We start from the raw sequence: 25,286 nt of genomic DNA, 5'->3' as shown, positions 1-25,286 counted from the left end.
CCTTCACGATCGGCAAGTACGGGATCGGCACCTTGTGGTCGCTGGCCCACCTGCTGATCGCCCTCTACGTCAYCAGCCTGTTCTTCGTGGTCGTGGTGCTGGGCGGGGTGATGCGCTCGGTCGGCCTGCCGTTCTGGGCCTTCCTGCGCTTCATCCGCGAGGAGATCTTCGTGGTGCTGGGCACCTGCTCGACCGAGGCCGTCCTGCCCCGGCTGATGCAGAAGCTGGAGGACCTGGGCTGCGCCAAGCCGGTGGTCGGGCTGGTCCTGCCGACCGGCTACACCTTCAACGCCGACGGCACCTGCATCTATCTGACCCTGGCCACGGTGTTCGTCGCCCAGGCCACCAACACTCACCTGGGTCTGGCCGATCAGTTGGTGATCCTGGCCGTGCTGCTGCTGACCTCGAAGGGTTCGGCCGGCGTGGCCGGGGCCGGCTTCATCACCCTGGCGGCGACCTTGTCGACCCTGCACGCCGTCCCGGTCAGCGGCCTGGTCCTGCTGCTGGGCGTCGATCGCTTCCTGAACGAGGCCCGCGCCGTGACCAACCTGATCGGCAACAGCGTCGCCACGGTGGCCATCGCCAAATGGGACGGCGCGCTCGACATGGACAAGGCGCGCGAGACTCTTGCGGCCCGAAACAAACCTGCAACGTCTTGATCTTAGCGTGGCTTTGAATGACACCGGTTTCCATACAAGACTCGAAACGAGCGAATTCCAGGGAGGGGCGAATGGCCCGCGTAAGACACACCCTCAAGGCCGCGCTGCTGCTTTCGGCCGCGCTGACCGTCGTTCCCGCTCTCGCCAACGCTGCGGATGACAGCGGCCTGCTGTTCCGCCTGACGGGCGACAAGGGCCTGACGGCGGACGTCGCCGGCGGCGTGGCCGCTCCGAACTTCGCTGACAAGGTCAAGATCCAGAAGGACCCCGTCCACGGCGCCTATATCGAAGCGGCCGGCGACGAGACGCTCAGCTGGATGGCCCCAGGCAACATCTACGCCCAGCGCGGCACGCTCAGCTTCTACTGGCGAGCCCGCGATCCGGTCGGCCCCACGCCCTTCCCGCTGTTCCGCGTCGGCTACGCCGACCACACCAGCTGGGACATGGCCTGGCTGCGTATCGACTGGAACGGCAAGGGCTTCGACGCCTTCGTCACCGACGACAATCTCTCGCGCGTCCGGGTCAGCACCACAGCCGCGCCGCCCAAGCCCGACCAGTGGATCCTGGTGACCTTCACCTGGGACGAGGCCAAGGGCATCGCCCTCTATATCGACGGCAAGCCGGTTGCTTCGAAGGCTCAGGCCGCCGCCCTCGACGCGGGCCTGGACCAGTTCGGCCCGCACAGCCGGGTGATCTCGCCACACCAGGTGCAGAGCGCCTATCAGTTCATCCGCGGCGGCGACGTCGACGACATCCGCGTCTACGACCGCGCCCTGGACGACGCCGCCGTCGCCGGCCTGGCCGCCGGCAAGGACCCCGCCCCGGCCGCGGCGACCACCGAGGCCAAGACCTGGCTCTACCGCTACGGCTGGAACCGCCCGGCCGACCCGCCGCCCTATCTGGCCGACGCCAGGACCGTGATCCGCAAGGTCGAGTTCWCCGACCAGTACGACCTCAAGGAACGCATGGACCTGGGCTCGGACGGCATCGCCGACACCACCTGGCCCGGCGTCTACAACCGCTCCAAGCTGCCCGGCCGCCACGACTATTTCGAGCTGCCCGACTGGAACGTCTATGTCGAAGGCGGCAAGGCGATCACCTTCACCCTGCCCGACGAGCCCTATAACCGCCTGGAGTTCCAGGGCGCGGCCTACGGCGCGCTGACCACCATCGATGCGGCCGGCAAGGAAGCCCCTCTGGCCAGGCGCGCCAAGGGCGAGCTGCGCACCTTCAACCAGTTCGCGGCCCTGAAGGGCGGCAAGCTGCGGTTCGACAACCTGGTGCAGGAAACCCCGATCCAGGAGCTGGCGGTCTACAACGTCACCGCCGCCGCCGAGCCGGACGAGTTCACCCTCAGCTACGTGGTGCGCCCCGGCGTCGATCCGGCCACCTACCCGTCGCTGGACGAGCTTTCGACCTTCGTGAAGGGCCGGTACGCGGCCGGCGAGCGGACCATCGTCACCGCCCTGCCCGCCTCCGCGCCCAGCAAGCCCCGCGCCGAGGCCGGCGCCGCTCCCGGCCAGCCGATCGTCCACGTGCTGATCCCCGCCGACTTCCGCCAGAACCGCCCCGGCGGTCCGGTCGGCAAGTTCCAGTACGGCTGGCAAGGCGCCGACGTCGGCCTGGACGGCGTGGCGATCGACATCCCCGCCCTGAAGGTCAAGGCCACCCACGGCGGCCTGTTCCCGCTGAACATCAAGATCAAGGACCCGCTGTGGCCGGGCCGCGACCTGCTGGACGTTAACGTCTCGGTCAAGCCGGGCGAGGCCCGCACGGTCTATCTGGACACCCGCGACCGGCTGCTGCCCGAAGGCAAGAGCCTGTATCTGAGCCTCGCCGGGGCCGGCGCCGACTTCGACGCCAAGCAGCTGGACGGCATGGCCGTGCGCCTGAAGTTCAAGCCTGCGGCCGACGCCAAGGCCGAGCACGTCGCCGACCGCCTGGTCCAGGCCCGCGACAACCTGGCCTTCCTGGTCGAGGAGCACGACGTCTCCAAGCGCCTGGCCCGCTATGCGCGGCTGGACCTGGAGCTGTCGGACCTGCTGCGTGTCGATCCCACAAACCAGCATGGCCGCGAGATGTGGTTCGAGCTCAATCCCGAGCAGCCGGGCCCGACCGTCGCCCTGCCGACCGCTCCGGCCGGCGTGCCCAAGTGGGCGTTCCTGCAGGTCGAGGACCTCAAGCGGGTGCGCAAGTTCATTGAGTGGTGGATCGACCACCGCCAGGACGCCTATGGCGACTTCGGCGGCGGGATCTCGGACGACGACGACCTGACCCAGCAGTGGCCGCCCCTGGCCCTGATGGGCGACATCCCCGACAAGACCACCGCCTCGCTGAACGCCCTGCTCGACGCGGCCTACAAGAACGACATGATCCCGAACGGCCTGTCGAAGATCAAGACCGACGAGCTGCACTCGTACGAAGAGGCGATCAACCTCAAGGCCGAGGCCATGTACACCAGCTACGGCGACCCCAAGGTCGTCGAGCGGATGATGGAGACGGCTCGCGCCTATCCGATCGTGGCCAACAAGGGCGAGGACGGCCACGTCCACGTCCTCAGCCGCTTCTTCTCGGCCACCGACGTCTCGCGCGACGGCCCGTGGGGCTGGTCGCATCCCTATTCGTACCTGATCCTGCACCCTGGCATGCTGATCGCCGACTTCAACGGCGATCCGACCCTGCGCAAGCTGATCACCGACCTGGCGGACGGCCATCTGGCGCACGGCAAGCAGGATCCGGACGGGACCTGGCGCTATCCGGAGGACATCAACGCCGCCACCGGCCAGTCGCGCGGCGAACTGACCGGCAAGGGTCGCGGCAACGTCTCAGCCATGCAGCTGTTCTGGGCCGCCTGGCGCTGGACCGGCGACGAGAAGTACCTGCGTCCGCTGAAGGGCCAGATCGCCCATCAGGGCGGCCGCGGCATCGAGGAGTTGAACAGCGACGTCATCGACATGCTGGGCATCCGCGACCAGGCCACGCCGATCATCAAGGCGCAGCTCGCCAAGGGCTCCGACGATCCGTTCCTGCTCTACGAAGCCTGGCGCTCGACCGGCGACACCGCCTATCTCGAAAAGGTCTATGGCGACGAGATCACCACCGCCGAACAGCGGATGTGGATGATGACCGACGCTCACTGGTGGAGCGACCGGGTGGAGCTGTTCAGCGACATCCTGCAGCGCTCGCGGCTCGGCGGCATGGCCCTGCGCCGCAACCAGATGTTCCCCGGCCACCTGGTCAGCTGGCGGTTCGACACGCCGACCGCAGCCGAGGACGTCGGCATCCTGGTCACTGGCGGACAGAAAAGCTTCAAGGTCACCGGCTACAACCTGAGCGGCCAGCCGTTGCACGCGGTGATGACCGGGTGGGACATCGCGGCCGGCCAGTGGTCCGTCACCCGGGCCGTCGAAGGCGCCGGCGAGCCGGCCTCCTCAGTGGCGTTCGAACGCACTACCGGCCTGGACGTGACCTTCGCGCCCGGCAAGACCACGACCTGGGAGTTCACCTTGCAGACCCCCGCCGCCGTTCCCGTGACCGAACGCGCCGACCTCGGCATCGGTCGGGACGACGTCAAGGCCGGCAAGTCGGGACTGACGGTCACCGTCCACAGCCTGGGCGCCAAGCCCGCGCCGGCCTCGGTCGTCGTGGTCGAGGACGCCTCGGGCAAGGAGCTGGCGCGGACGACCACCCCCGTCCTGCYGGCCCCGCTGGACCTGAAACCCAAAACCGTTCAGGTCGCGCTGAAAGCCGGCTGGAAGGCCGGCTACCGCGTCCGCATCCTCACCCCGGCCGGCGCGCCGGAGATCACCCAGCTCAACAACACCGTCACAGCCCCTTGATTTAGCTTGGAGACCCCGGAGCGGACGCGCTCCGGGGGCGTTGCTTAGCCCATGGCCGAAACCCTCACCGTACCTCGCGACATCGTCCAGCGCCTGCGCGCCCGACTGCCCGCCGTGACGCGCGAGCACCTGTTCGACTGCTACGCGATCAGCGAAACCACCTGGACCAAGCTGCGCGACGGCAAGCCGATCAAGCGCTCCACGCTTGAGCGCATCCTCCAGCGCTACGAACGGTTGCTGTCCCGCGCGGCGTGATGCCGGACCGGCATCAACGCGTTCCAGAACGGCATTGGCGGCGCGCCGCCGTCGGCTCCTAGTCTCCTGGCGGGACGAGGTTCCGCAGCCGCTCCGAACACCGGACAGCGCCGCCCCTTCCCGAGAACAAGACCGAGCACGGTCGAGACAAGTCCCGTCGGGAGGGAAAATTCCATGTCTACAGTTCAACGCCGCGTGTGGTTGGCGAGCGCGTCCATGGCCGCCGTCTGCCTCGGCCTCGCCGCTACCCCCGCCGCCGCGCGGCAGGAGGCGCCCGCGCCCGCCGCCGACAACCAGGACGCGGTGTCGGAAGTGGTCGTCACGGGCTTCCGCTCCAGCCTCGCCAAGGCCCTGAACGTCAAGCGCCAGGAGTCAGCGGCCGTCGACTCCATCCTGGCCGAGGACATCGGCAAGTTCCCCGATCTGAACCTCTCGGAATCCATCCAGCGCATCCCGGGCGTGGCTTTGGCGCGCGACGGCGGCGAGGGTCGCCAGATCTCGGTGCGGGGCCTGGGTCCCCAGTTCACCCGCGTGCGGATCAACGGCATGGAGGCCCTGACCACCGGGGGCGGCTCCGACGCCGGCGGCGGCATCAACCGCGGCCGCTCGTTCGACTTCAACGTCTTCGCCTCCGACCTCTTCAGCGCCATCACCGTGCGCAAGACCGCCGAGGCGGCCACGGAAGAAGGCTCGCTKGGCGCGACCGTGGACCTGCGCACCGCCCGCGCCTTCGACTATCACGGCTTCAAGATGGTGGGCTCGGCCCAGGCCAGCTACAACGACCTGGCCAAGTCGACCAATCCGCGCGGCGCCTTCATGGTCTCCAACACCTGGAAGGACGACACGTTCGGCGCCCTGCTGTCGGTGGCCTACACCAAGCGCAAGCTGGACGACGTGGGCGCCTCGACGGTGCGCTGGGCGACCGGAAACGCCTTCTCGCCGGGCTTCGACGCCCTGCCCAACGGCGCGGGCCTGCCCACGACGGCCAACCCGGCGGCCGCCGCCAACAACGCCGCCTTCCACCCGCGCTTCCCGCGCTACGACAACTACGCGGACGACCAGGAGCGCCTGGGCGGCACCTTGTCGCTGCAATGGCAGCCGACCGACAAGACCCTGCTGAGCTTCGACGCCCTCTATGCCGACTTCAAGGGCACCCGCGAGGAGCAGTATCTCGAGGCGCCGTCGTTCAGCGTTGGCGGGGCCTGCACGGCGGCCAATGTCGCCACCTCGTGCGGCATCGCCCAGACCCACGTGGTCTCGTCGACCATCGACAGCAACAACACGATGATCGCCGGCAAGTTCGACAACGTCGACCTGCGGGTCGAGAACCGCTTCGACGAGCTGGACACCAAGTTCACCCAGTTCGGCCTGAACCTGGAGCAGCAGATCACCGACGACATCAAGATCGTCGGCCTGGTCGGCCATTCGAAGTCGGACCACCAGAACCCGATCCAGACCACGGTCCAGTTCGACCAGTTCAACGTCCAGGGCTATTCCTACGACTACAGCGGCGGCAACCTGCCGGTGATCGGCTACGGCAACGCCGCCCTGACCGATCCCAGCAAGTGGGTCCTGACCCAGATCCGCGAACGTCCGCAGACCGCGGTCAACACTTACGACGTCGCCCAGATTGACGGCTCCTGGGACAATATCGGCATCTTCAAGCTGAGCGCCGGCGGCGCCTACAAGGAATACAAGTTCGAGACCACCGAGCTGCGGCGCTCGAACGGCACCAGCACCAACCTCGAGCCGACCGTGCCGGCCGCCCTGGCCGCCATCGATCGTGCGACCTACGGCAAGATCGCCAGCTTCGCCGGCGTCGACGTGCTGATCCCCGACGTCCGGAAGGCGGCCGACGCGCTCAGCCTCTACGACCAGACGGCTTATGGCGGCACGTTCAAGCTGGGCAAGGAGCCGGCCCTCGGCAACAACCGCGGCGTCAACGAGAAGGACCTGGGCGGCTATGTCCAGGCCGACTTCAACACCGAGGTCGGCGGCCGTCCGCTGCGGGGCAATTTCGGCGTTCGCTACGTCAAGACCAAGCAGGACTCGAACGGCTACACCTATGTCAGCGGCGCGCCGGTGGCGATCGAGGCGTCGCGCGAATACAGCGACACCCTGCCGTCGATGAACGTGGTCTACGAGCCCATCGACAACTTCCTGATCCGCTTCGGCGCGGCCAAGGTGATGTCGCGGCCCGACCTGGGCAGCCTGACGCCGGGCGCGACGATCAGCGTCTCGGGCGCCGGCCGCAGCGTCAGCGCCGGCAACCCCAACCTCGACCCGTTCCGGGCCAAGGCCTACGACCTGTCGTTCGAATGGTACTTCCAGCAGTCGGGCCTGCTGTCGCTGGCGGTGTTCAAGAAGGAGATCGGCAGCTTCGTCCAGACGCTGCAGACCAACTCGACCTTCACCGGCAACCCGTTCGGCCTGCCCGACAGCGTGGCCATCGCCGCCTGCGGCACGACCAACGGCTGCAGCCCCAGCGCCCAGTGGCAATTCACCGTGCCCAGCAACACCCCCGGCGGCGACCTGACGGGCTACGAGCTGAACTACCAGCAGCCCCTGACCTTCCTGCCGGGTTTCCTGACCCACACCGGCGTGCTGCTGAACTACACCCACGTCAAATCGTCGATCAACTATCTGAACGGCGCCGGCGCGGTGGTGGCCACGGCCAACCTGACCGGCCTGTCGCCCAGCTCGTACAACGCCACGATCTACTACGAGGACAGCAAGTGGAGCGCCCGCGCGTCGGCGTCCTATCGTGACAGCTACCTGACCCGCGTGCCGGGTTCGGAAGCCGGCACCAACGCCGACGGCACCACCGAGACGCTGAACGTCGATGCGTCGCTGCAGTACACGGTCAACGACAACTTCAAGATCACCCTGGAAGGGGTGAACCTGACCGACGAATACCAGGACCAGTTCAACGACTCCGTCGCCGACCGGTCCTCGTTCTACCACCACACGGGTCGCGAGTTCATTCTGGGCGTTCGCTACACCTACTAACTCCCGGATGAAGCGATCGCGCGGCGGATTTGTCCCCGCCGCGCATCGACAGCAGAGGTGCGCGGACGTCCCTCCCGGCGTCCGCGCGCTTTGTTGTCTGGACACCCTGGCGCGCCGCGCCGCGCACGGTCAGGATCACCGCATGCTCTCACGCCCTCTCCTCGCCGCCGCCCTGGCCTTGGTTCTCGCCGGCGCGGGCCACGCCCAGATCGCGGTCTCGGCCAACGACGGCAAGCAGGTGCTGGACGACGGCGCCCAGGTGGTGCCAGCCAATCCACTTCCAGACTCCGTGTCGCTGATCGACCTGTCGGCCTCGCCGCCCCGCATCGTCGGCGAGGTGGCGGTCCCGACCAGCGTCATCGGCCCGCCGTCCAGCGTCGCGGTGGCGCCGGACGGATCGTTCGCCCTGGTCACCTCGGCCCGCAAGATCGATCCCGCCAACCCGACCGCCATCGTGCCGGACGACGTGGTCAGCGTGATCGACCTGAAGACCCGTAAGGTCACCGCCACCCTGCACGCCGGGGCCGGCGYGTCGGGGGTGTCGATCAACCGCGCCGGAACCCTGGCCCTGGTCGCCAACCGCGCCGAGGGCACGGTCAGCGTCTTCACCCTGGCCCGAGGCGTCGTCACCCCGGCCGGCAAGCTCAAGGTCGGCGACCCGGACTCCTCACCGGCCATGGTCATCTTTTTCGACGGCGACCGCCGGGCCCTGGTGTCGCGCGATCACGACCACAGGATCGTCCAGCTGGCCATCGACGGCGCGCGCGTGACCCTGACGCCCGTCAGCCTGGCGGCGGGCCTGCGGCCCTACCAGATCGACACCGACGGGCCGCGCCGGTTCGCGGTGTCGGGCAACATCGGCGGCGGCGGCCGCGACGTCGACACCGTCAGCCTGATCGACCTGGCTCCGGCCGTTCCCGTCGTCGTCGACACCGTCTCGGTCGGCCTGACCCCCGAGGGTCTGAAAATGTCGCCCGACGGCCGCTACGTGGCGGTCAGCGTCAACGAAGGCTCCAACCTCTCGGTCAAGGCGCCCGGCTATCACCTCAAGGGGCTGGTGCAGGTCTGGCGGATCGACGGTCGGCGGTTGGTCAAGGTGACCGAGGCCCCGGTCGGCGGCTGGGGTCAGGGCGTGGCCTGGTCGCGCGACTCCCACCGTCTGCTGGTGCAGTGCATGGTGGGCCAGACGGTCGAAGCCTTYGCCTTCGACGGCCGGAAATTGCGCCATGAAGCGAGCTTGGCCATGCCCGCGGGGCCCGCCGCGATCCGCACCGCCGAGCCTTAGCGAGACCTCGCGGATCGCCGCCGCGATTCTCTCCCGAGCGGCTTGAGAGGCTGATTTTCAGGATTCACCGCGTTTCTTCGCAGATGCACAATCGGCTCGCGCGAGCGCCGACGCTCCGCCCCTGACGGAGCCGCGCTTCGCTTCGTTCCTTTAGTGGGTTGATATGGCGGGAGTTTTCGGCAACCTACCGCGCGCCACCCCTCGCCCCACGGCCGCGTTAACTCTTGTTTCCATGATGAGGTGACAAAGCGCGTTCAGCCCGGCAGGGTTGGCTCTCTTTTGATTCCAGCAGATGAGCTGATTTATGAACGTTTCGGATCTGGTCGACGCCGCCGTGGCCGCCGACGACAAGCTGACCAAGACTCAAGCCAAGGCCATCATCGACGGCGTCTTCAAGTCGCTGACCGATGCCGCCGTGAAGGGCGAAGAAGTCTCGATCCCGGGCTTCGGCAAGTTCAAGGTCCAGGCCAAGCCGGCCCGTACCGGCCGCAACCCTTCGACGGGCGCCGCCATCCAGATCGCGGCCAGCAAGAAGGTCGCCTTCACGCCCGCCAAGCAACTGAAGGACGCCGTCAACGGCTAATCCCTCGGCGAGCGGCCGGTCTCACCACCGGCCGCTCATCCGGCCTTCCAGCGCGAAAGCCTGAAGCGCCCCGCCCGTCGGCTCGACCGACGCGGCTTTTCCGGACCGCCCCTGGCGTCCGACGCGGCGGCTTCGCCCCGCTGCCTCCTCCAAGACATTCAGATCTAAAGCGGCTCGGACGTTCGCGCTCGTCCCGACGTCCCGCGAAACAGTCGTCGCACCGCCGCCGCATGGCTGCGGCCCACCGCCGGCCGCGCGCCCGTCGACAGCACCGCCGTCAGCCCGCCGCCCGGACGCGGCGCCAGTTGGGACACCCGATCGCGCTGCACCACCGCCGAGCGGTGGATGCGCACGAAGGCCTCGGGGTCCAGCCGCTCGACCAGGCCCCGGATCGAATCCCGGATCAGATAGCTGCGCGTGCCGACGTGCAGGCGGACATAGTCGCGCTCGGCCTCGATCCAGTCGAGGTCGCGGATCAGCACGCGCTGGGCCCCGCCCCGTCCGTCGATCCACAGCTCGGTCTCGAAGCGGGTCGTCGCGCCCCGCCCCTCGGCCCTCAGGTCCTGGACGATCGCCCGCAGCTCGCCGATCCGCTGCTCGGCGTCGCGCGCCCGGATCTGGGCCCGGGCCCGGGCCAGGGCCTCGGCCACCCGCGCCCCGTCGAACGGCTTGAGCAGATAGTCCACCGCCGCCAGGTCGAAGGCCTGGATGGCGTAGCGGTCGAAGGCGGTGGCGAAGATCACCACCGGCCCCTCCTGTGACCCATTGGCAGGCCCGGCCAGGGCGCGGGCCACGCTGACCCCGTCCAGGCCGGGCATCTTGATGTCGATGATCACCACCTGGGCCGCGGTCTCGCGGGCCAGGGCCAGGGCCTGGTCGCCGTCGGTGGCCGTCGCGACGATCCGCACGTTCTCGACCTCGGCCGTCAGCCGGCGCAGGCGGCGCAGCGCCAGCGGCTCGTCGTCGGCCAGCAGGACGGTCAGCGCCTCGTCGCTCATCACGCGCGCTCCAGCGGAAGATCCAGGCGCACCTGGAAGCCCCGAGGTTCGCGCGAGCCGCAGGTCAGGCTCGCCTGGTCGCCGTAGCGGGTCTCCAGCCGCCGGCGGACGTTCTCCAGCCCCACGCCCAAGCCCGGCGGCCCGCCGACCGCCCCGACGCCGTCGTCGGTGACCGTGATCGACATCCGGCCGTCGCGATGGGCGGCGACCACCTCGATGACGATCGGTTCGCTGCTGCGCGCCAGGCCGTGCTTGACGGCGTTCTCGATGATCGGCTGCAGGATCAGGTTGGGGACCAGGGCGTCCGTCAGGACCTTGGGCGCGCGCTCGACATAGCGCAGACGCTCGCCGAACCGGATCTGCTCGATCGCCACATACTGCCGCTCGCCGTCCAACTCCTCGGCCAGGGTGACCATCTCGCGCACGTCGCGCTCCAGCGAGCGACGCAGGAAGCCCGACAGGCCCAGGATCATCTGCTCGGCGCGGTCGTTCTGGCGCTCCATCACCAGGGTCGCCAGGGCGTTGAGGGTGTTGAACAGGAAGTGCGGGCTGATCTGGTAGCGCAGCATGCGGTTCTGGGTCTCGGTGGCCAGCACCCGCGCCGCCTCCAGCTTGAACCGGGCCTCTCGGGCCGCCAGGTCCGCGTGCACGGCCATGAAGATCGCCGACCAGGCCGCGAAGAACCAGAACACCGTGCGGCCGATCAGCATCACGCCCCAGAAGGTCGACTCCGGCCAGCGCGGCAGGATCGCGCAATAGACCGTGTAGTCGACCACGCCGAACACCAGCGAGCCGACCAGGGAAAGGCCGGCGACCAGGGCCAGGCGTCGCACGAACGGCCACGGCGTCGAGCGCAGCAGCAGCGGTCCCATGGCCTGACACATCAGGGCGCCGATCAGGCAGACCACCGCCCGGCGGAACGCGCCGTCCCAGAAGTGCGGGGCCTTGGCGCTGACCCAGCTGAGGGTCATGGCGGCGTAGGCCAGCACCCAGACCCCCGCCGTGGCGATCAGGATGGTCCGGGTCTGCTGTTGCGCGGACGGCGTCGACGTCATGGCCCATTGTCGCCGCTGGCGGCCCGCGCGCAAAGCGCCGTTCGCAGACAGAGCGGCGCCGTTGGCAGACGACCGCGCGGCTCGCAGCAGAACGCCGACCGTTGGTCTCCCGACGCCTGACAAGCCGGCCTCGGCTGGCAAGATCGGCAGGCCAGAGTCCATGCTCACGGAGGCAGCCAGATGAGCGCGCGCGCCAAGGACATCCCGATGCTGACCCTGCGCGCGCAGATCACCATCGAGGTCTCCGCGTTGGACTATGTCGAGGCGGCCGACCACCAGCGGCGGGCCGAGGCCCTGCTCGAGGTCGTCCGCGCCGAATACGCCACCGCGGCCTTCACCTTCCATCATTTGCGGCCCAGGCTGGCCGGCGAGGCCAAGACCGGCGAAGCCGCCGCCCCGCGCCGATACAAGACCCGCCCCCGCGTGCTGGCGGTCTATCATGACAGCTGAGGTGGTCCGCATCCGCCGGCGCGACGCCGTGCTGGCCGCGCTGGAGAGCTTCCGGCGGATCCATCCCGCCATCAGCCTGACCAGCGTGCGGGCCTTCCTCTATGTCGCCGAGAACCCGGGCATCAACGTCACCGAGCTGGGCCTGGCCTGCGGTCTGACCGACGCCGGGGCCTCGCGGGTGGCGCGCGCCCTGGCGGGACCGGCGATCGACCGGCCGCTGCCGCCGTCCCTGGACCTGCTGGACTGCGTGGTCAGCCTCGTCGATCCGCGCGAACGGCTGCTGCGGTTGTCGCCGCGCGGCCAGGCCCTGGTCGAGCGCATCGAACAGCTGATCGCCGCCCAGACGCCGATCGCCCTGCCCGCCACTCCGTCCCCTGTCCCACCCGACGAGGGCGAACCCGTCCCCGCCCGCGCCACGCGCTCCCTTTGAGAGGCCTCATGCGACTATCCTCCCGGACAACCGAGATCGGCCCGCTGGCGGCGATCCTGGGCGGCGGCCTGACCGCGGCCCTGCTGGACATCACCTACGCCTTCATCTTCTTCGGTTTGCGCGGCGCCAGTCCGTTCAGGATCCTGCATTCGATCGCCAGCGGCGTTCTGGGCAAACCGGCCTATCAGGGCGGAGCCGCCACGGCGGCCCTTGGCGCCCTGCTCCACGTCGGCATCGCCCTGGTCATGGCCGCGGTCTACGTCACCGCCAGTCGGGCGCTCCCCGCGCTGAACCGGCGCCCCTGGCTGTGGGGACCGCTCTACGGGATCGGCTGCTACCTGGTCATGAACTACGTGGTCCTGCTGCTGCGGTTCGGCCCCAAGCCGTTTCCGCCTCTGGAGGTGCTGGTGGGCGGCGTGACCATCCACATGTTCGGCGTCGGTCTGCCCATCGCGCTGTTCGCGGCCCGCGCGATGTTTTCACCCATCCCTCCCGGCTCGACCTCCGCGCCCCAGCCCATCGCCTGACCGACGCGTCAGCTCGCTTCGAAGCCGTTTCAGCTCTCACCGGTTTCGCCGGTGAGAGCTTTGGTGCGTCGAAATTCGAACATATAATCGATCAGTTATTCGGAATTTCAAATATACTTACCGACAAGTACTTAAATTCAACCGTGTCTACTCTGTGACAACATTACGGTATTTCAATAATCAACCCGAACTCTATTGACCTTGAACCCCACAGTTCGCTGTCTGAAGGCATCGCGAAAGCTCTTCGCATCCACGAACAGGGGGTTACATGTCCGCGAATTCCAGCGCATCCAATCGACGATTCCAGTCCCGTCGGCTGCGGCTTCTGGCCACCACCATGGCGGCTGGCCTGGCCTCGGTCGCCGCGCCCACGGGGCTGGCGATCCTGATCGGCCTGACGCCGCACCAGGCCCTGGCCCAGGACTACAGCTCCGGCGCCTTGGCGGGCACTGTGGCCGACGCCAGCGGCACGCCGGTGGCCGGCGCCGCGATCAAGGTCAAGTCCCTGGCCCAAGGCTTCGAGCGGGACCTGACCACCGACGCCGACGGCCGCTTCCGCATCGCCCTGATCCCGTCGGGCGGCTATTCGGTCTCGATCAGCAAGGCCGGCTACCAGACGGTCAACAATCCCAACGTCCGCGTCACCGTCGGCTCGACCGCCAATTTCGGCTTCACGATCGCCGAGGAAGGCGCGTCGGTCTCGGAGGTGATCGTCACCGGCACGGCCAATCCGCAACTGGACTTCGCCGGCACCACGACGGGCCTGGTGGTCGATGTCGAGACCCTGAGCAAGCAGGTGCCGATCGCCCGCAACGTCACCGCCCTGGTCCTGTTGGCTCCGTCGGCGATCCCCGGCGACTCCAGCAACAACTTCGTCGTCCAGGGCCAGTCCCAACCGGCGGTCGGCGGCGCGTCGGTCGGCGAGAATGTGTTCTATATCAACGGCTTGAATATCACCAACTTCGTCAACGGCATCGGCGCGGCGGTCGTGCCGTTCGAGTTCTACAAGTCGGTCGAGGTCAAGACCGGCGGCTATCCCGCCGAATTCGGACGCGGCACCGGCGCGATGATCAACGCGGTGACCAAGTCAGGCTCGAACGACTTCACCTTCGCGGTCCACGGCAACTACGAGCCGAACAGCCTGCGCGAAAAGATGCCCAACACCACGATCGCCCGCAATTCGCTGGCCAAGCGCACGGACAACAATTTCACCGTCGAGGCGGGCGGCCCGATCATCCCGGACCGGTTGTTCTTCTACGGCCTGGCCACGTTCCAGGACCTCAGGGTGCAGAACGCCACCAACAACACGGCGGCCGGGGCGGTGCGCAGCGGCGTGACCCAGGACCGCACGGCCGATCCGTTCTACGCCTTCAAGTTGGACGCCTACGTCACCGACCGCCAGCACCTGGAGTTCACCTACTTCGACACCAGCCGCAAGCGTAAGCGCGACAGCTATCAGTACACCCTGGCCGACGACCAGATCCTGCCCCAGCGCGCCAGCGCCGAAAGCCTCTACCAGGGCGGCGAGAACTACGTGGCCCGCTACACCGGCACCTTCACCGACTGGCTGACCGTGTCCGCCGCCTATGGCCGCAGCGAGGTCGACAACAAGGCGGTCGGCGACCTGCCGAACGAGTCCCTGGTGCAGGACGCCCGGACGGGCACGGCGGTGACGGTCAGCCGCCAGACCGCCAGTTCGATGACCGTGCCGTCCCTGGCCAATCGCGAGTTCTATCGCGCCGACGTCGACCTCTATTTCAAGCTGTTGGGCGATCACCACATCCGCAGCGGCTTCGACGAGGAAAAGACCCTGCTGACCCAGTTCACCGTGCGCAACGGCGACCGCAACTGGATCTATCGCAAGGCGGGAAGCACCGGGGCCCAGGGCGGCGCCATCGCGCCGAACCAGGAATATCTGGAGGTCCGGCGCTTCGAGACGGGCGGCGGCTATAACGGCAAGAACCGGGCCTTCTACATCCAGGACGCCTGGGACGTGTCGGATCGCCTGACCTTGAACCTGGGCGTCCGCAAGGACCAGTTCTCGGTGTCCAACCCGAGCGGCGTGGTGTTCTCGTCGTTCGACAACGAGGTCGCCCTGCGCCTGGGCTTCGCCTACGACCTGTTCGGCGCGCGCACCGACAAGCTGTACGGCTCCTATGGCCGGACCTACCTGCCGGTGGCGTCCAACACCGCCTTCCGCGCGGCGTCGGCGGCGATCGACGTGTCCGAATTCTTCCTGCCGGTCGGCGGAGCGGGCGCGGCCTTCACCTACGATCCCCTGACCGGCAAGCCGATCGGCGGCCTGGGCCCCCAGGTCACCTGGCCCAACACGGACACCAACCTCGACCCCTGCACCCCGGCGCTGAAGAGCATCGCGGCCCCAGGAACCATCGCCTGCTTCATCCGCAACAACGGCATCTCGCCTCAAGCCGACGAGGTGTCCGCCCTGAACCTGAAGTCCACCTATCAGGACGAATACATCGCCGGCTACGAGCACCGCTTCAACGCCCTGTGGAAGGCCGGGGTGAACGTGACCTACCGCAATCTCGGGCGGGTCAGCGAAGACACGGTCATGGACTACGCCGTTCGCGTCTGGTGCTCGGCCAACGGCTTCGCCCAGACCAACGCCGCCAAGACCGGCTGCGCGGACGTCTGGAACGGCACCCACCAGTTCCTGATCATCAACCCGGGCAGCGACGTGAAGGTCAAGCTGGCCGGCAACCTGCCGGGCGAGACCACCGCCCGAACGATCACCATCAGCGCCGCGCAGATGGGTTTCCCCAAGGCCAAGCGTGAATATCTGGGCGTGGAGTTCAACTTCGATCGCGAGTTCGACGGCAAGTGGGGCCTGCGCGGCTCGTACGTGCYGTCGGAATCCAAGGGCAACTTCGAGGGCGCGGCCCGTTCGGACAACGGCCAGACGGACGCCGGCATCACCGTCGACTTCGACCGCATGGCCTACATCCCCGGGACCTACGGCCTGCTGCCCAATCACCGGGGGCACCAGATCAAGCTTTTCGGATCCTACGCGGTGGTCGAGGACCTGCTGATCGGCGGCAACCTGTCGGTGCTGTCGCCCCGCAAGTACGGCTGTATCGGACTGGCTCCTATCGGCTCGACGCCGGACGCCTCGGACGCCAACGCCAGCGGCGCCAACGCCCGCTTCTGCAGCGGCCAGTTGGTCAACCGGGGCACGTCGTTCGAGAGCGACTGGATCACCCGGTTCGACATCTCGATGCGCTACACCGTCCCGGCCAAGTACGTGCCGGTCATGCCGGTCGTGGGCAGCCAGGGCGACAGCGGCCTAGTGCTGCGGGCCGACATCTTCAACCTGTTCAACCTGTCGGGAGGCACCGACTACGACGAGTTCGGCGAGACGGGCAGCGGCCTGCCCAGCGCGACCTACGGCAAGGTCCGCGCCTACCAGACGCCGCGTTCGGTGCGCCTGGGCTTTGACTGGCAGTTCTAGGCCGAAGTCCCCCCAGGCCTGAACCGGGAGGCCGTTTCYGATCCGCCGGAAGCGGCCTCTTGATCTCGCCCGCCATTTGGCTGACACCGGTTTCCATAACAGCTCGACACGAGCGACCTGGGAAGGAAACCATGGCCTTGGCAACGAACACGACGCTCGCCCTGCTCGTCGCCGCCGGCCTGGTGTCCGTCGCCCATCCCGCCCTCGCCGCCACCGCGACCCGCGCGCCCTACGGCGTCACCGCCGCCGGCGCCCCGGTCGAGGTCTTCACCCTGAAGAACGATCACGGCATGACCGTCAAGGTGCTGTCCTATGGCGGCGTCATCACGGATGTCGAAGTCCCCGACCGCAAGGGCGAGAGCAAAAACGTCGTCCTCGAGCTGGCCGACCTGAAGACCTACGAGGCGCGGGCCAATTTCAGCTCGCTGCTGGGCCGCTACGCCAACCGGATCTCGAACGGCGGCTTCTCGATCGACGGCGTCCGCTATGACCTGCCCAGCAGCGCCGAGGGCGTCTCCTCGCACGGCGGCCCCACCGGCTTTTCCACGCGGCTGTGGACGGGAACCCCGTTCAAGCGCCATGGCGAGGCCGGCGTGATCCTGGCCTACACGGCGGTCGACGGCGAAGGCGGCTATCCGGGGACGCTGAAGGTGGCCGTGACCTATACGGTCACCCGCAAGAACGCCCTGCGCATCGCCTATCGCGCCACCACCGACAAGCCGACGGTAATCAATCTCAGCCACCACGTGTATTTCAACCTGGCGGGCGGCGGGACCGTCTATGACCAGACCGCCCAGGTGCTGGCCCAGACCTACACACCGATCAACGCCCGCAAGCTGGCGACCGGCGAGATCGTTCCGGTGGCCGGCACGGCGCTCGACCTGCGCAAGCCCGTTCGCCTGGGCGACCGGGTCACGGCCGACGATCCGCAGATCAAGTTCGCCAACGGCTTCGACCACAACTTCGTCGTCGACGGCGGCGGGCGCGGCAAGCTGGCGCCGGCGATGCGCGTGGCCGACCCCGCCAGCGGCCGCACCCTGGAGGTTCGCACCACCCAGCCGGGCGTCCAGCTGTTCACCGCCAACAGCTTCAATGGAACCCTGAAGACGCCCGACGGCCGGGGACTGGAAAAAGGCGCGGGCCTGGCCATTGAGACCCAGCACTTCGCCGACAGTCCCAACCACCCGAACTTTCCCTCGACCGTGCTGCGGCCGGGGCAGACGTTCAAGCAGACGACCGAGTTCCGGTTCGGGGTTTCCAAATAATCCGCTCATCCCGGCGAATGCCGGGATGAGCGGATGAAAAGTGGACGCCTTTTCCGCTTCAAAAGGAACCCGGGGTTGCTAGGCTCGCGCCATGAGCGATCTCCTGACGCCCACCAAGGTCGCCCCGCCGGAGGCGGAGCAAGCCGCAGCCCTGGGCCGCGACGGCTATCTGCTGCTGCGGGGCGCCCTCCGAGAGGCGTGGCGCGAGCCCCTGCGGAAGGCCTTCGACGCCGGCGTCGGGACCTATGACCGACAAGCCCCGCCCCGAGGCCCCGGCTGGCGCCACGCCCTGGTCGATCTGGATCCCACGGTGCGGCGCGCCTGCCGCTTGCCGTCCCTGCTGGCGGCGGCGGGACAGATGCTGGGCGGTCCCTTCTTCCTCAGCCAGGTCGAGGGCCGCGAGCCGTTGCGGGACGGCGGCCATCAGCCCCTACATCGCGACGGCGCGGGCCTGAACGCGGTCGCCGCCCTGGTCTTCCTGGACCCCTACGGGCCGGACAACGGCGCCACCCGCGTGGTCCCGCGCCATCTCGATCCGGGAGACTCGGGCCGCGCGCCGGACGAGGCCCTGGCGCTGACCCTGGCGGGCGAGGCCGGAGACATCCTGGTGTTCGACGCCGACCTGCTGCACGGAGCGACCCGCAACCGCTCCGGCGAACGGCGACGGTCACTGCTGGTGAGCTTCATGCCGGAGGCCGATCGGGCAGGCCAGGACGCCTCTCGCGCCCTCCGCAACGTGCGCATGGACAACAGCGAGGTTTTCGTTCTCGCGGCCCGCGGTGCGGTCCTGGAGCCGCTGGGCTAAGCCGCAGCCCCTTGCCTGAACTCGCGCGGCGACAGGCCGTACTGGTCGCGAAACGCCCGGCTGAAGTGGGCCGAGCCGTTGAAGCCCCAGCGGAAGCAGATCTCGGAGATCGACAGCCGCGCATGCTGCGGGCTGGCCAGGTCGGTGCGGCAGCGTTCCAGCCGTCGAGTGCGCAGATAGTGGCTGAAGGTCTCGTCGGCGCTGGCGAACAGCTTCTGGACGTAGCGGGGCGAGACCCCCTCCTCGTCGGCCACCCGGCGCAGGTCCAGGTCCGGGTCGGGCAGCAGGGTCTCGATGGTCTGGCACAGGCGCTGGAGGTGGGCGGTCGGGGCGCCGGCCCCCGCGCCCAGCACGTCGCTGGCCGCCCCGCCCTCGACCAGGCAGATGGCCAGGAACTCGGTCAGGGCCAGCTCGACCGGGCGAAGTTGGTCGACGGTCAAGTCCTCCAGCCCATCGGCCGTGGCCCGCAGCAGGCCCGACAGGATGTGGGCCACGCCGGTAGCCGCCTGCAGCCGTCCGACCCGCAAGCTGACCGGCGTGATCAGCCGATGGTCCAGCGCCACGCGCGGGGCGCGGACGAACATCAGCCGACAGCGGGTCTCCAGCCGCAGGGCCGCGGCCTGGCCGGTGGGACCGTAGGCGATGTCGCCGGGCGTCAACTCGTCGGCCAGGTCGTCGGTGACCAGGGTCGCCTCGCCGCTCAGCAGCACCGCCAGCCACACCGCCGCCGGCTGGCCCGACAGGCGGCCGGAGATCGCCTGGGCGCCGGCCTCGACCAGGGCGAACTCGATGCCCAGGGGCGAGGTCAGGCACACCACCGAGGCGCTGGCCGGCTCGGCGTCCGACAGGCCCTCGATCGGCAGGCCCAGCAGGCTCATCGCCTCACGCCAGGCCTGCGCCCGCTCCGAGCGGGGATGGCTGTCGGTGCTGAACGACCAGGCCTTCATGGAGCCCACTAGCCCTTCATCCTGGGGAAGATGTCGCGCGGGATGCGCACATGGCAGCCTTGCTTGCCGTCGACCACCTGGGTGACGCCAAAGTCCGAGGCCACGCTCATCAGCGAATAGGCGTCGTTCTTCGACAGCCCGACGTGATCGGACAGAAGGGTCAACATGTTCAGCGAGGCGTCGCGCATGGCGACATTAAGATCCTCGTCGAAGCCATGGACGATCCAGTACTTTGGCGTCTCCAGCAGCGGGCCGGGCGAGACGAAGTCCTTGCGCAGGACGATCTGCATCAGGACGTTCAGCGAGCTCTCGATGGCCGTGCCGGAGATCTCGCCGTCGCCTTGCGACACGTGAGGGTCGCCGATCGAGAACAGCCCGCCCTCGACCTGGACGGGGTAGTACATCGTCGCCCCCGCTCCGATCCGCCAGTTGTCGATATTGCCGCCGTGGGCGCCGGGCGGGATGGTGCTGACCCGGCCGTCGACGGCCGGCGCCACGCCGGCCGTGCCCAGGTGCGGACGGGCCGCCACCCGCACCCCGCCCAGCGCCGGTTGGCGGTCGCATTCGGGGCAGTTGGTGATCGTCCCCGGGATCAGGTACTTGCCTTCGAAGTCGTAGGCGTAGAGGGCGCTGGCGGTGTTGGTGTTCTGATCCAGCTCGTAGATCGTCACCCGCTCCTTCTCGCCGAACTCCTTGTAGAGATAGCCCCAGTTGGCCGCGAGGTTGGAGCCGTAGTTGTTGCGCGGGACCATGCGCAGGTAGCGCACCTCCAGCACGTCGCCGGGTTTGGCGTCCTCCACGTAGATCGGGCCGGTCATGATGTGGACGCCGGGATTGCGGTCGTCCTCGGGGACCTCGGTGAAGATCCGAGTGACCGCCTCGTCCATCATCAGGTCGGGCGCGTCGCCGGCGTGGTGGGTGATGGCCTCGGCGCTGACCAGGTCGCCGCTCTTGATGCGCAACGACGGTTTGATCGACGGGTCGAAATAGCCCCAGTGGATGGTCTGGGGCGTGGCTTTCAGGGTGTGCAGGGCGCCGGGCAGGACGTCGGGACGGGTCTGGCCGGGTTCGCAGATGAAGGGCATCCAGGTGTCTCCGGTCAGGTGGCGGCGGCGAGCGTGACGGACGTCATGCTCAGCGAGCCGTGCTCGATGTGGTCAGGGGCGAAACTGGCCACGTCGCCGGGCAGGCGCGCGCCCAGCACATAGAGCAGCGGCCAGTAGTGGTCGGGGGTCGGGACCGACTTGGCGGCGTCCTGGCCCTGCGAGGCGAAGTTCACCGCCCGCTCGGGCGCATCGTCGACGATCGCCTGCTTGATGTAGTCGTTGAACCGCTGGGACCAGTCGTAGGGCGCGCAGTGACGCTCGCCCCAGTTCATGGCCGGCAGGTTGTGGACGATGTTGCCGGTGCCGATGATCAGCACGCCCTCGTCGCGCAGGGGCGCCAGGCGCTTGGCCAGCTCGAAGTGCCATTCCGGCGGCTTGGTCGCGTCCATGCTGAGCTGGACCACCGRCACGTCGGCGTCGGGGTAGGCCTTGCTCAGCACCGACCAGGTTCCGTGGTCCAGGCCCCAGGCCTGCTGGTCCAGCGTCACCGTTTGCGGCGCCAGAAGGTCCCGCACCCGCGCCGCCAGTTCGGGCGAGCCCGGAGCCGGATACTGCACGTCGAACAAGGCCTTGGGGAAGGAAGCTCCGAAATCGTGGATGGTGCGCGGGGCGGTCATGGCGGTGACGCCGACGCCCTGGGTCAACCAGTGGGCCGAGATGCAGAGGATGGCCTTGGGCTTGCCGAACGTCGCCCCCATGGCCTTCCAGGTCTTGGTGGTGTCGTTGGTCTCCAGGGCGATCATCGGGCTGCCGTGACCGAAGAAGACGACGGGCGTCCGGCTCATGCGGCGGCTCCTTCTTTCACAGCCGCCCAGGCCTTTTGGTAGCGTGGGGTGAGCCAGCGGTTGAACTGCACCTGAGCGCCCTCCTGCCAGGAGTAGCGACCGCGCACCGCGAACCGCGAGCGAAGCCCCACCTGGACCAGTTCGTCGACGTGCATGTCCTGGGCGATGATCTTGCCCGCCGAGGTCATGATCATCTCCAGCCGTTCCTCGAAGCCGGGCGTCTCGGTGGCGCCGGGGGCGACCAAGATGCCGGTGTCCTGCTCCATAGTCTCTGGGCCGGTCGGGCGCAGGATCAGGTAGATGACCATGTCGCTGGTCATCACCAGCGACAGCGTCGGCGGGATGTTGGCGAAGGTGGCGCGGTTGCGGTCCTCGTCCGACAGCTTGGGGAAGATCGGCAGAACCGCCTTCTGGGTGGGGTTGAAGCTGGCGTCGGCATGGGTGGTGCCGTTGTAGCGCAGGAAGCCGGCGTCGCCCTCGGCGGCCTCGGGGAAGCTGCACAGCTCGCTGGGGATGAAGTCGTGCAGCGGGCCGCGATGCAGCTTGTTGGCGTGGTAGCCGTCGTTGTTGTTCTCGAACATCACCTTCCAGTTCCAGGCGAACTGGCCGGTCATCGGCGGGCTCAGGCCCTCGGCGTTCGACAGGTCGAAATTGGCGATGGCGTCTTCGACCGCCGTCAGGCGCGGGGCCAGGGGCGGCGCGGCCTCGTCGAAATTGATGAAGATGAAACCCAGCCAGACCTCGACCTTGAAGGTCGGCAGCTTGATGGCCTTCTTGTTGAAGTCGCAGGTGCGCTCCATGGCGGGCGCGTTCACCAGGTCGCCGTTCAGCGAATAGACCCAGTGGTGATAGGGGCAGACGAAGCCGCGGGTGTTGCCCCGCCCCTCGGCCACCAGCATGGCGCGATGCTGACACACCGCCGACATCGCCTTGATCTCGTCGGAGCGATTGCGGGTCACGATGATCGGCTCGCCGATGATCGTGGTGGTGAAGTAGTCGCCCTGCTCCTTCACCCAATCGACGCGGCCCACGCACAGCCATTCGTGATTGAACAGCGCCTCCTTCTCGAAGTCGTAGAAGGCCGCGTCGGTGTAGCAGGCCGGCGGCAGGGTCTCGGCCGCGTCGACGTCGAGCATCGAGCGCGACAGGCCGTCGAAGAAGGCGTCATTCAAATGGGGGGCGGGCGTGAGGCCCATGGCGGATGCGCTCCTTCGACAGATCGATACGAAGGCTAGGCGCGGCGCGCACACCGGTCTTGCACCAGCGCGCACGATAACTTGGCCATCGCCTGGAGCGCGGGCGTCGCCGCCGGGTTCTCGGGCGGAAATGAGCAAAAGTCGCGCAACGTCCGCGCATCCAGAACTTTGCAGGACGCGCACGGAAAGGGATCGGGCGCGTAGGGACAAGACGCGCCTTAAGAGCAAGCCTAGGTTCAGATCCAGACAGCTTCCAAAGGACCGCGCCCGTGGACATGACGCTCGCCGACGACCTGACGATCTCGGAACTGAAGCCCGGCTTCGGCGCCCGGATCCACGACCTCGACCTGCCGTCCGCGTCGGACGCCGAGATCGACAAGGTCGTGGCCGCCTTCCATCGCCACGGCGCCGTCGTGGTGCCCGGCCAGACGATGACGCCCGACGACCTGATGCGCTTCATCGGCCGGTTCGGCGATCCGGAAGATCACACCCAGACCCGCTTCACCCTGCCCGGCTATCCGAAGATCTTCATCCTCAGCAACCGGGTCGTGGACGGCAAGCCAATCGGCGCCCACAACGACGGCGTCGGTTGGCACACCGACTACAGCTACAAGCCGGAGCCGGTGATGCTGACCATGCTCTATGCGGTGGAGGTGCCCGACGAGGGCTCCGACACCCTGCTGGCCGACGGCTGCGCCGCCTGGAACGCCCTGTCGCCGGAGAAGCAGGCCGAGCTGCTGCCGCTGAGCCTGCACCACAGCTACAAGCACTTCATGGCCACCCGGCAGTTCGGCCAGCAGCAGAACCTGTCGCCCGAGCTGGAAGCCGCCAATCCCGACGTCGAGCACCCGCTGATCCGCACCCACCCCGCCGACGGCCGCAAGGCCCTGTGGCCCTCGACCGGCACGGTGACCGAGGTGATCGGCAAGCCCGGCCCCGAGGGTCTGGCCCTGATCGACGAGCTGGTGGCGTTCATGACCGGCGACGACTTCGTCTACCGCCACAAGTGGGCCAAGGGCGACCTGCTGATGTGGGACAACCGCTGCACCCTGCACACCGGCACGTTGTACGACGACACCAAGTACTTCCGGACCATGCACCGCCTGTGGGTGAAGGGCGACAAGCCTTACTAGTTCACAAGGCCTGTCATCCCGGACGAGCGCGCAGCGCGAAGATCCGGGACCGACGCCTGAGCGCCGCGCTTCCGGCGGTCCCGGATCGGCGCTTCGCTTGTCCGGGATGACGACTTTAGTGACGAGTTGGAACGACACATGACCAAGACCTGGCTGATCACCGGCGTTTCCGGCGGGCTCGGGCGCGAGATCGCCCTGGCGGCCCTGGCGCGCGGCGACACCGTCGTCGGCACGGTGCGCAAGGCCGACGCCGCCGACGCCTTCAGGGCGCTGGGCGGCCACGCCCTGATCCTCGACGTCACCGACGAGGCGGCCGTCCGCGACGGCGTGGCCAACGCGGAGTCGATCACCGGCCAGATCGACATCCTGGTCAACAACGCCGGCTACGGCCTGGTCGGGGCGGTGGAGGAAGCCTCGCTCGACGAGGTCCGCGTCCAGTTCGAGACCAACGTCATCGGCCCACTGGCGATGCTGAAGGCCGTGCTGCCGGCCATGCGGGCGCGCCGGGCCGGGCGGATCATCAACGTCACCTCGGTCTCGGGCCTGGCGGTCTGGGCCGGCACCGGGATCTACTGCGCCAGCAAGTGGGCGCTGGAAGGCCTGACCCAGACCCTGGCCGCCGAGGTCGCCGAACTGGGGATCAAGGTCACCAACGTCGCCCCGGGCGGCCTGCGCACCAGCTTCTCGACCGGCTCAAAGGCCATCGTCGCCGACAAGATCGCCGACTATGACGGCCTGGCCCGCGACGCCGAGCGGATCATGGCCGACCACGCCGGCGCCGAGCCCGGCGATCCCGCCAAGGCCGCCCAGGCCATCCTGACCATCGCCGACGAGGCCGCCCCGCCCCTGCATCTGCTGCTGGGCGAAGACGCCCTGAAATACGCCGGCTACGCCGCCGCCGGCCTGCAGGCCGACATCGACGCCTGGAAAGACCTGACCCTGTCGATCGGCTTCGCCGACGGCCCCTTCGCTTAAAGGACCGCCCGTGACCAACACCCTGATCTTCGTCGACCTGGCCTCGGAAGACCCGGACGCCGCGGGCAAGTTCTACGCCGAGGTGTTCGGCTGGGAGAACGACGCCCGGCCCCAGGGCGAGTACCACCGCATGGTGCCCGGCGGCTTCTTCAAGAAGCCCGACGGCGCCGACAGCGAGATCGGCAACCTGCACCTGGGAATCTTCAAGGCCGCCAACGCCCGTCCCCACCCCGAGCCCGCCGGCGTCGAACCGCGCGGCCTGTCGACCGAAGGCCGCAAGCCGCGCATCTGGGTGCTGATCAGCGACGACGACAGCGCCGACCGCATCCTGGGCACGGCCGTGAAACTGGGCGCCCAGCTGCTGTGGCGCGACCACTACTGGGCCGAGTTCAACGGCTACAACCACGCCTTCCGCGACCCGTGGGGCAACGAGATTTTGCTGTGGGGCAAGGCGGGGGCGAACCCGGAGATCCCGGCGAGCTTCACGCGGGAGTAATTATAGATCCGCTCATCCC

Annotated in this window: 21 protein-coding genes; 15 read left to right on the top strand and 6 right to left on the bottom strand. The window is 68.2% G+C overall.

Translation table 11 applies throughout. From position 1 onward, the window contains the following. The 6 genes from AC1DZ6_RS01385 to AC1DZ6_RS01360 all read left to right on the top strand — a co-directional run. The coding region (locus tag AC1DZ6_RS01385) for a cation:dicarboxylate symporter family transporter (RefSeq protein WP_477095402.1) at window positions 1–659 on the top strand (659 nt) is incomplete at its 5' end. A 71-nt stretch (window positions 660–730) separates the two neighbouring features. After that, window positions 731–4,498, top strand: a complete 3,768-nt coding sequence (locus AC1DZ6_RS01380; protein WP_477095401.1) for a LamG-like jellyroll fold domain-containing protein — start codon at window positions 731–733, stop codon at window positions 4,496–4,498. A gap of 51 nt (window positions 4,499–4,549) precedes the next feature. Next, window positions 4,550–4,753, top strand: a complete 204-nt coding sequence (locus tag AC1DZ6_RS01375) for a hypothetical protein (protein ID WP_477095400.1) — start codon at window positions 4,550–4,552, stop codon at window positions 4,751–4,753. 216 nt (window positions 4,754–4,969) lie between these two features. Continuing rightward, entirely contained in the window at window positions 4,970–7,762 is a 2,793-nt protein-coding gene (locus AC1DZ6_RS01370; protein WP_477095399.1) for a TonB-dependent receptor, read from the top strand. Between the two features lie 142 nt (window positions 7,763–7,904). Beyond that, window positions 7,905–9,047, top strand: coding sequence for a lactonase family protein (locus AC1DZ6_RS01365; protein ID WP_477095398.1), 1,143 nt, complete (start codon window positions 7,905–7,907; stop codon window positions 9,045–9,047). 304 nt (window positions 9,048–9,351) lie between these two features. Further along, window positions 9,352–9,630 (top strand): HU family DNA-binding protein, encoded by a 279-nt coding sequence (locus AC1DZ6_RS01360; RefSeq protein ID WP_056447131.1) that lies wholly within the window; start codon window positions 9,352–9,354, stop codon window positions 9,628–9,630. A gap of 164 nt (window positions 9,631–9,794) precedes the next feature. On the opposite strand, the gene AC1DZ6_RS01355 is transcribed toward AC1DZ6_RS01360, so the two are convergent. Continuing rightward, the gene (locus tag AC1DZ6_RS01355; protein ID WP_477095397.1) at window positions 9,795–10,628 is read right to left on the bottom strand and encodes a LytR/AlgR family response regulator transcription factor; all 834 of its coding nucleotides are present in this window, start codon (window positions 10,626–10,628) and stop codon (window positions 9,795–9,797) included. Beyond that, window positions 10,628–11,683, bottom strand: a complete 1,056-nt coding sequence (locus AC1DZ6_RS01350; RefSeq protein ID WP_477095396.1) for a sensor histidine kinase — start codon at window positions 11,681–11,683, stop codon at window positions 10,628–10,630. The genes AC1DZ6_RS01355 and AC1DZ6_RS01350 overlap by 1 nt, the downstream gene beginning before the upstream one ends. Before the next feature lie 180 nt (window positions 11,684–11,863). Between AC1DZ6_RS01350 and AC1DZ6_RS01345 the strand changes: the two genes are divergently transcribed. The 6 genes from AC1DZ6_RS01345 to AC1DZ6_RS01320 all read left to right on the top strand — a co-directional run bounded on the left by AC1DZ6_RS01345 (window position 11,864) and on the right by AC1DZ6_RS01320 (window position 18,629). Continuing rightward, entirely contained in the window at window positions 11,864–12,133 is a 270-nt protein-coding gene (locus tag AC1DZ6_RS01345; protein WP_477095395.1) for a hypothetical protein, read from the top strand. Further along, on the top strand, window positions 12,123–12,563 hold the full coding sequence (locus tag AC1DZ6_RS01340) for a MarR family transcriptional regulator (RefSeq protein ID WP_477095394.1): 441 nt from the start codon (window positions 12,123–12,125) through the stop codon (window positions 12,561–12,563). Before AC1DZ6_RS01345 ends, AC1DZ6_RS01340 begins: the two co-directional genes overlap by 11 nt. An 8-nt stretch (window positions 12,564–12,571) precedes the next feature. Then, on the top strand, window positions 12,572–13,090 hold the full coding sequence (locus tag AC1DZ6_RS01335; protein WP_477095393.1) for a hypothetical protein: 519 nt from the start codon (window positions 12,572–12,574) through the stop codon (window positions 13,088–13,090). A gap of 337 nt (window positions 13,091–13,427) precedes the next feature. Then, window positions 13,428–16,559, top strand: coding sequence for a TonB-dependent receptor (locus tag AC1DZ6_RS01330; protein ID WP_477095392.1), 3,132 nt, complete (start codon window positions 13,428–13,430; stop codon window positions 16,557–16,559). A 131-nt stretch (window positions 16,560–16,690) separates the two neighbouring features. After that, entirely contained in the window at window positions 16,691–17,824 is a 1,134-nt protein-coding gene (locus AC1DZ6_RS01325) for an aldose epimerase family protein (RefSeq protein ID WP_477095391.1), read from the top strand. Between the two features lie 91 nt (window positions 17,825–17,915). Then, on the top strand, window positions 17,916–18,629 hold the full coding sequence (locus AC1DZ6_RS01320; RefSeq protein WP_477095390.1) for a phytanoyl-CoA dioxygenase family protein: 714 nt from the start codon (window positions 17,916–17,918) through the stop codon (window positions 18,627–18,629). On the opposite strand, the gene AC1DZ6_RS01315 is transcribed toward AC1DZ6_RS01320, so the two are convergent. From AC1DZ6_RS01315 to AC1DZ6_RS01300, 4 genes are read right to left on the bottom strand one after another with little or no spacing between them, the layout of a single operon-like run. Then, a complete protein-coding gene (locus AC1DZ6_RS01315) occupies window positions 18,626–19,576 on the bottom strand; it encodes a helix-turn-helix domain-containing protein (protein ID WP_477095404.1) in 951 nt (316 codons plus the stop codon). The two genes, AC1DZ6_RS01320 and AC1DZ6_RS01315, sit on opposite strands and share 4 nt — an antisense overlap. An 8-nt stretch (window positions 19,577–19,584) precedes the next feature. Then, window positions 19,585–20,661: an acetamidase/formamidase family protein gene (locus AC1DZ6_RS01310; RefSeq protein ID WP_477095389.1), complete on the bottom strand. Its 1,077-nt coding sequence runs from the start codon at window positions 20,659–20,661 to the stop codon at window positions 19,585–19,587. A 14-nt stretch (window positions 20,662–20,675) separates the two neighbouring features. Further along, window positions 20,676–21,467, bottom strand: a complete 792-nt coding sequence (gene ygiD / locus AC1DZ6_RS01305; protein WP_477095388.1) for a 4,5-DOPA-extradiol-dioxygenase — start codon at window positions 21,465–21,467, stop codon at window positions 20,676–20,678. Continuing rightward, window positions 21,464–22,663 carry an aromatic ring-hydroxylating oxygenase subunit alpha gene (locus AC1DZ6_RS01300; RefSeq protein WP_477095387.1) on the bottom strand — a complete coding sequence of 400 codons (1,200 nt, stop codon included), beginning with the start codon at window positions 22,661–22,663 and terminating at the stop codon, window positions 21,464–21,466. The genes ygiD and AC1DZ6_RS01300 overlap by 4 nt, the downstream gene beginning before the upstream one ends. A gap of 275 nt (window positions 22,664–22,938) precedes the next feature. On the opposite strand from AC1DZ6_RS01300, the gene AC1DZ6_RS01295 reads away from it, so the two are divergent. From AC1DZ6_RS01295 to AC1DZ6_RS01285, 3 genes are all read left to right on the top strand, one after another. After that, window positions 22,939–23,796 (top strand): TauD/TfdA dioxygenase family protein, encoded by an 858-nt coding sequence (locus tag AC1DZ6_RS01295; RefSeq protein ID WP_477095403.1) that lies wholly within the window; start codon window positions 22,939–22,941, stop codon window positions 23,794–23,796. A gap of 138 nt (window positions 23,797–23,934) precedes the next feature. Continuing rightward, window positions 23,935–24,771, top strand: a complete 837-nt coding sequence (locus AC1DZ6_RS01290) for an oxidoreductase (protein ID WP_477095386.1) — start codon at window positions 23,935–23,937, stop codon at window positions 24,769–24,771. A gap of 10 nt (window positions 24,772–24,781) precedes the next feature. Further along, window positions 24,782–25,267 (top strand): VOC family protein, encoded by a 486-nt coding sequence (locus AC1DZ6_RS01285; RefSeq protein ID WP_477095385.1) that lies wholly within the window; start codon window positions 24,782–24,784, stop codon window positions 25,265–25,267. The last annotated feature ends 19 nt before the right edge of the window (window positions 25,268–25,286 follow it).

It is taken from the genome of Caulobacter sp. P1_B12_2 (assembly GCF_056406675.1).
This window is presented reverse-complemented; position numbering and strand designations above follow the sequence as displayed.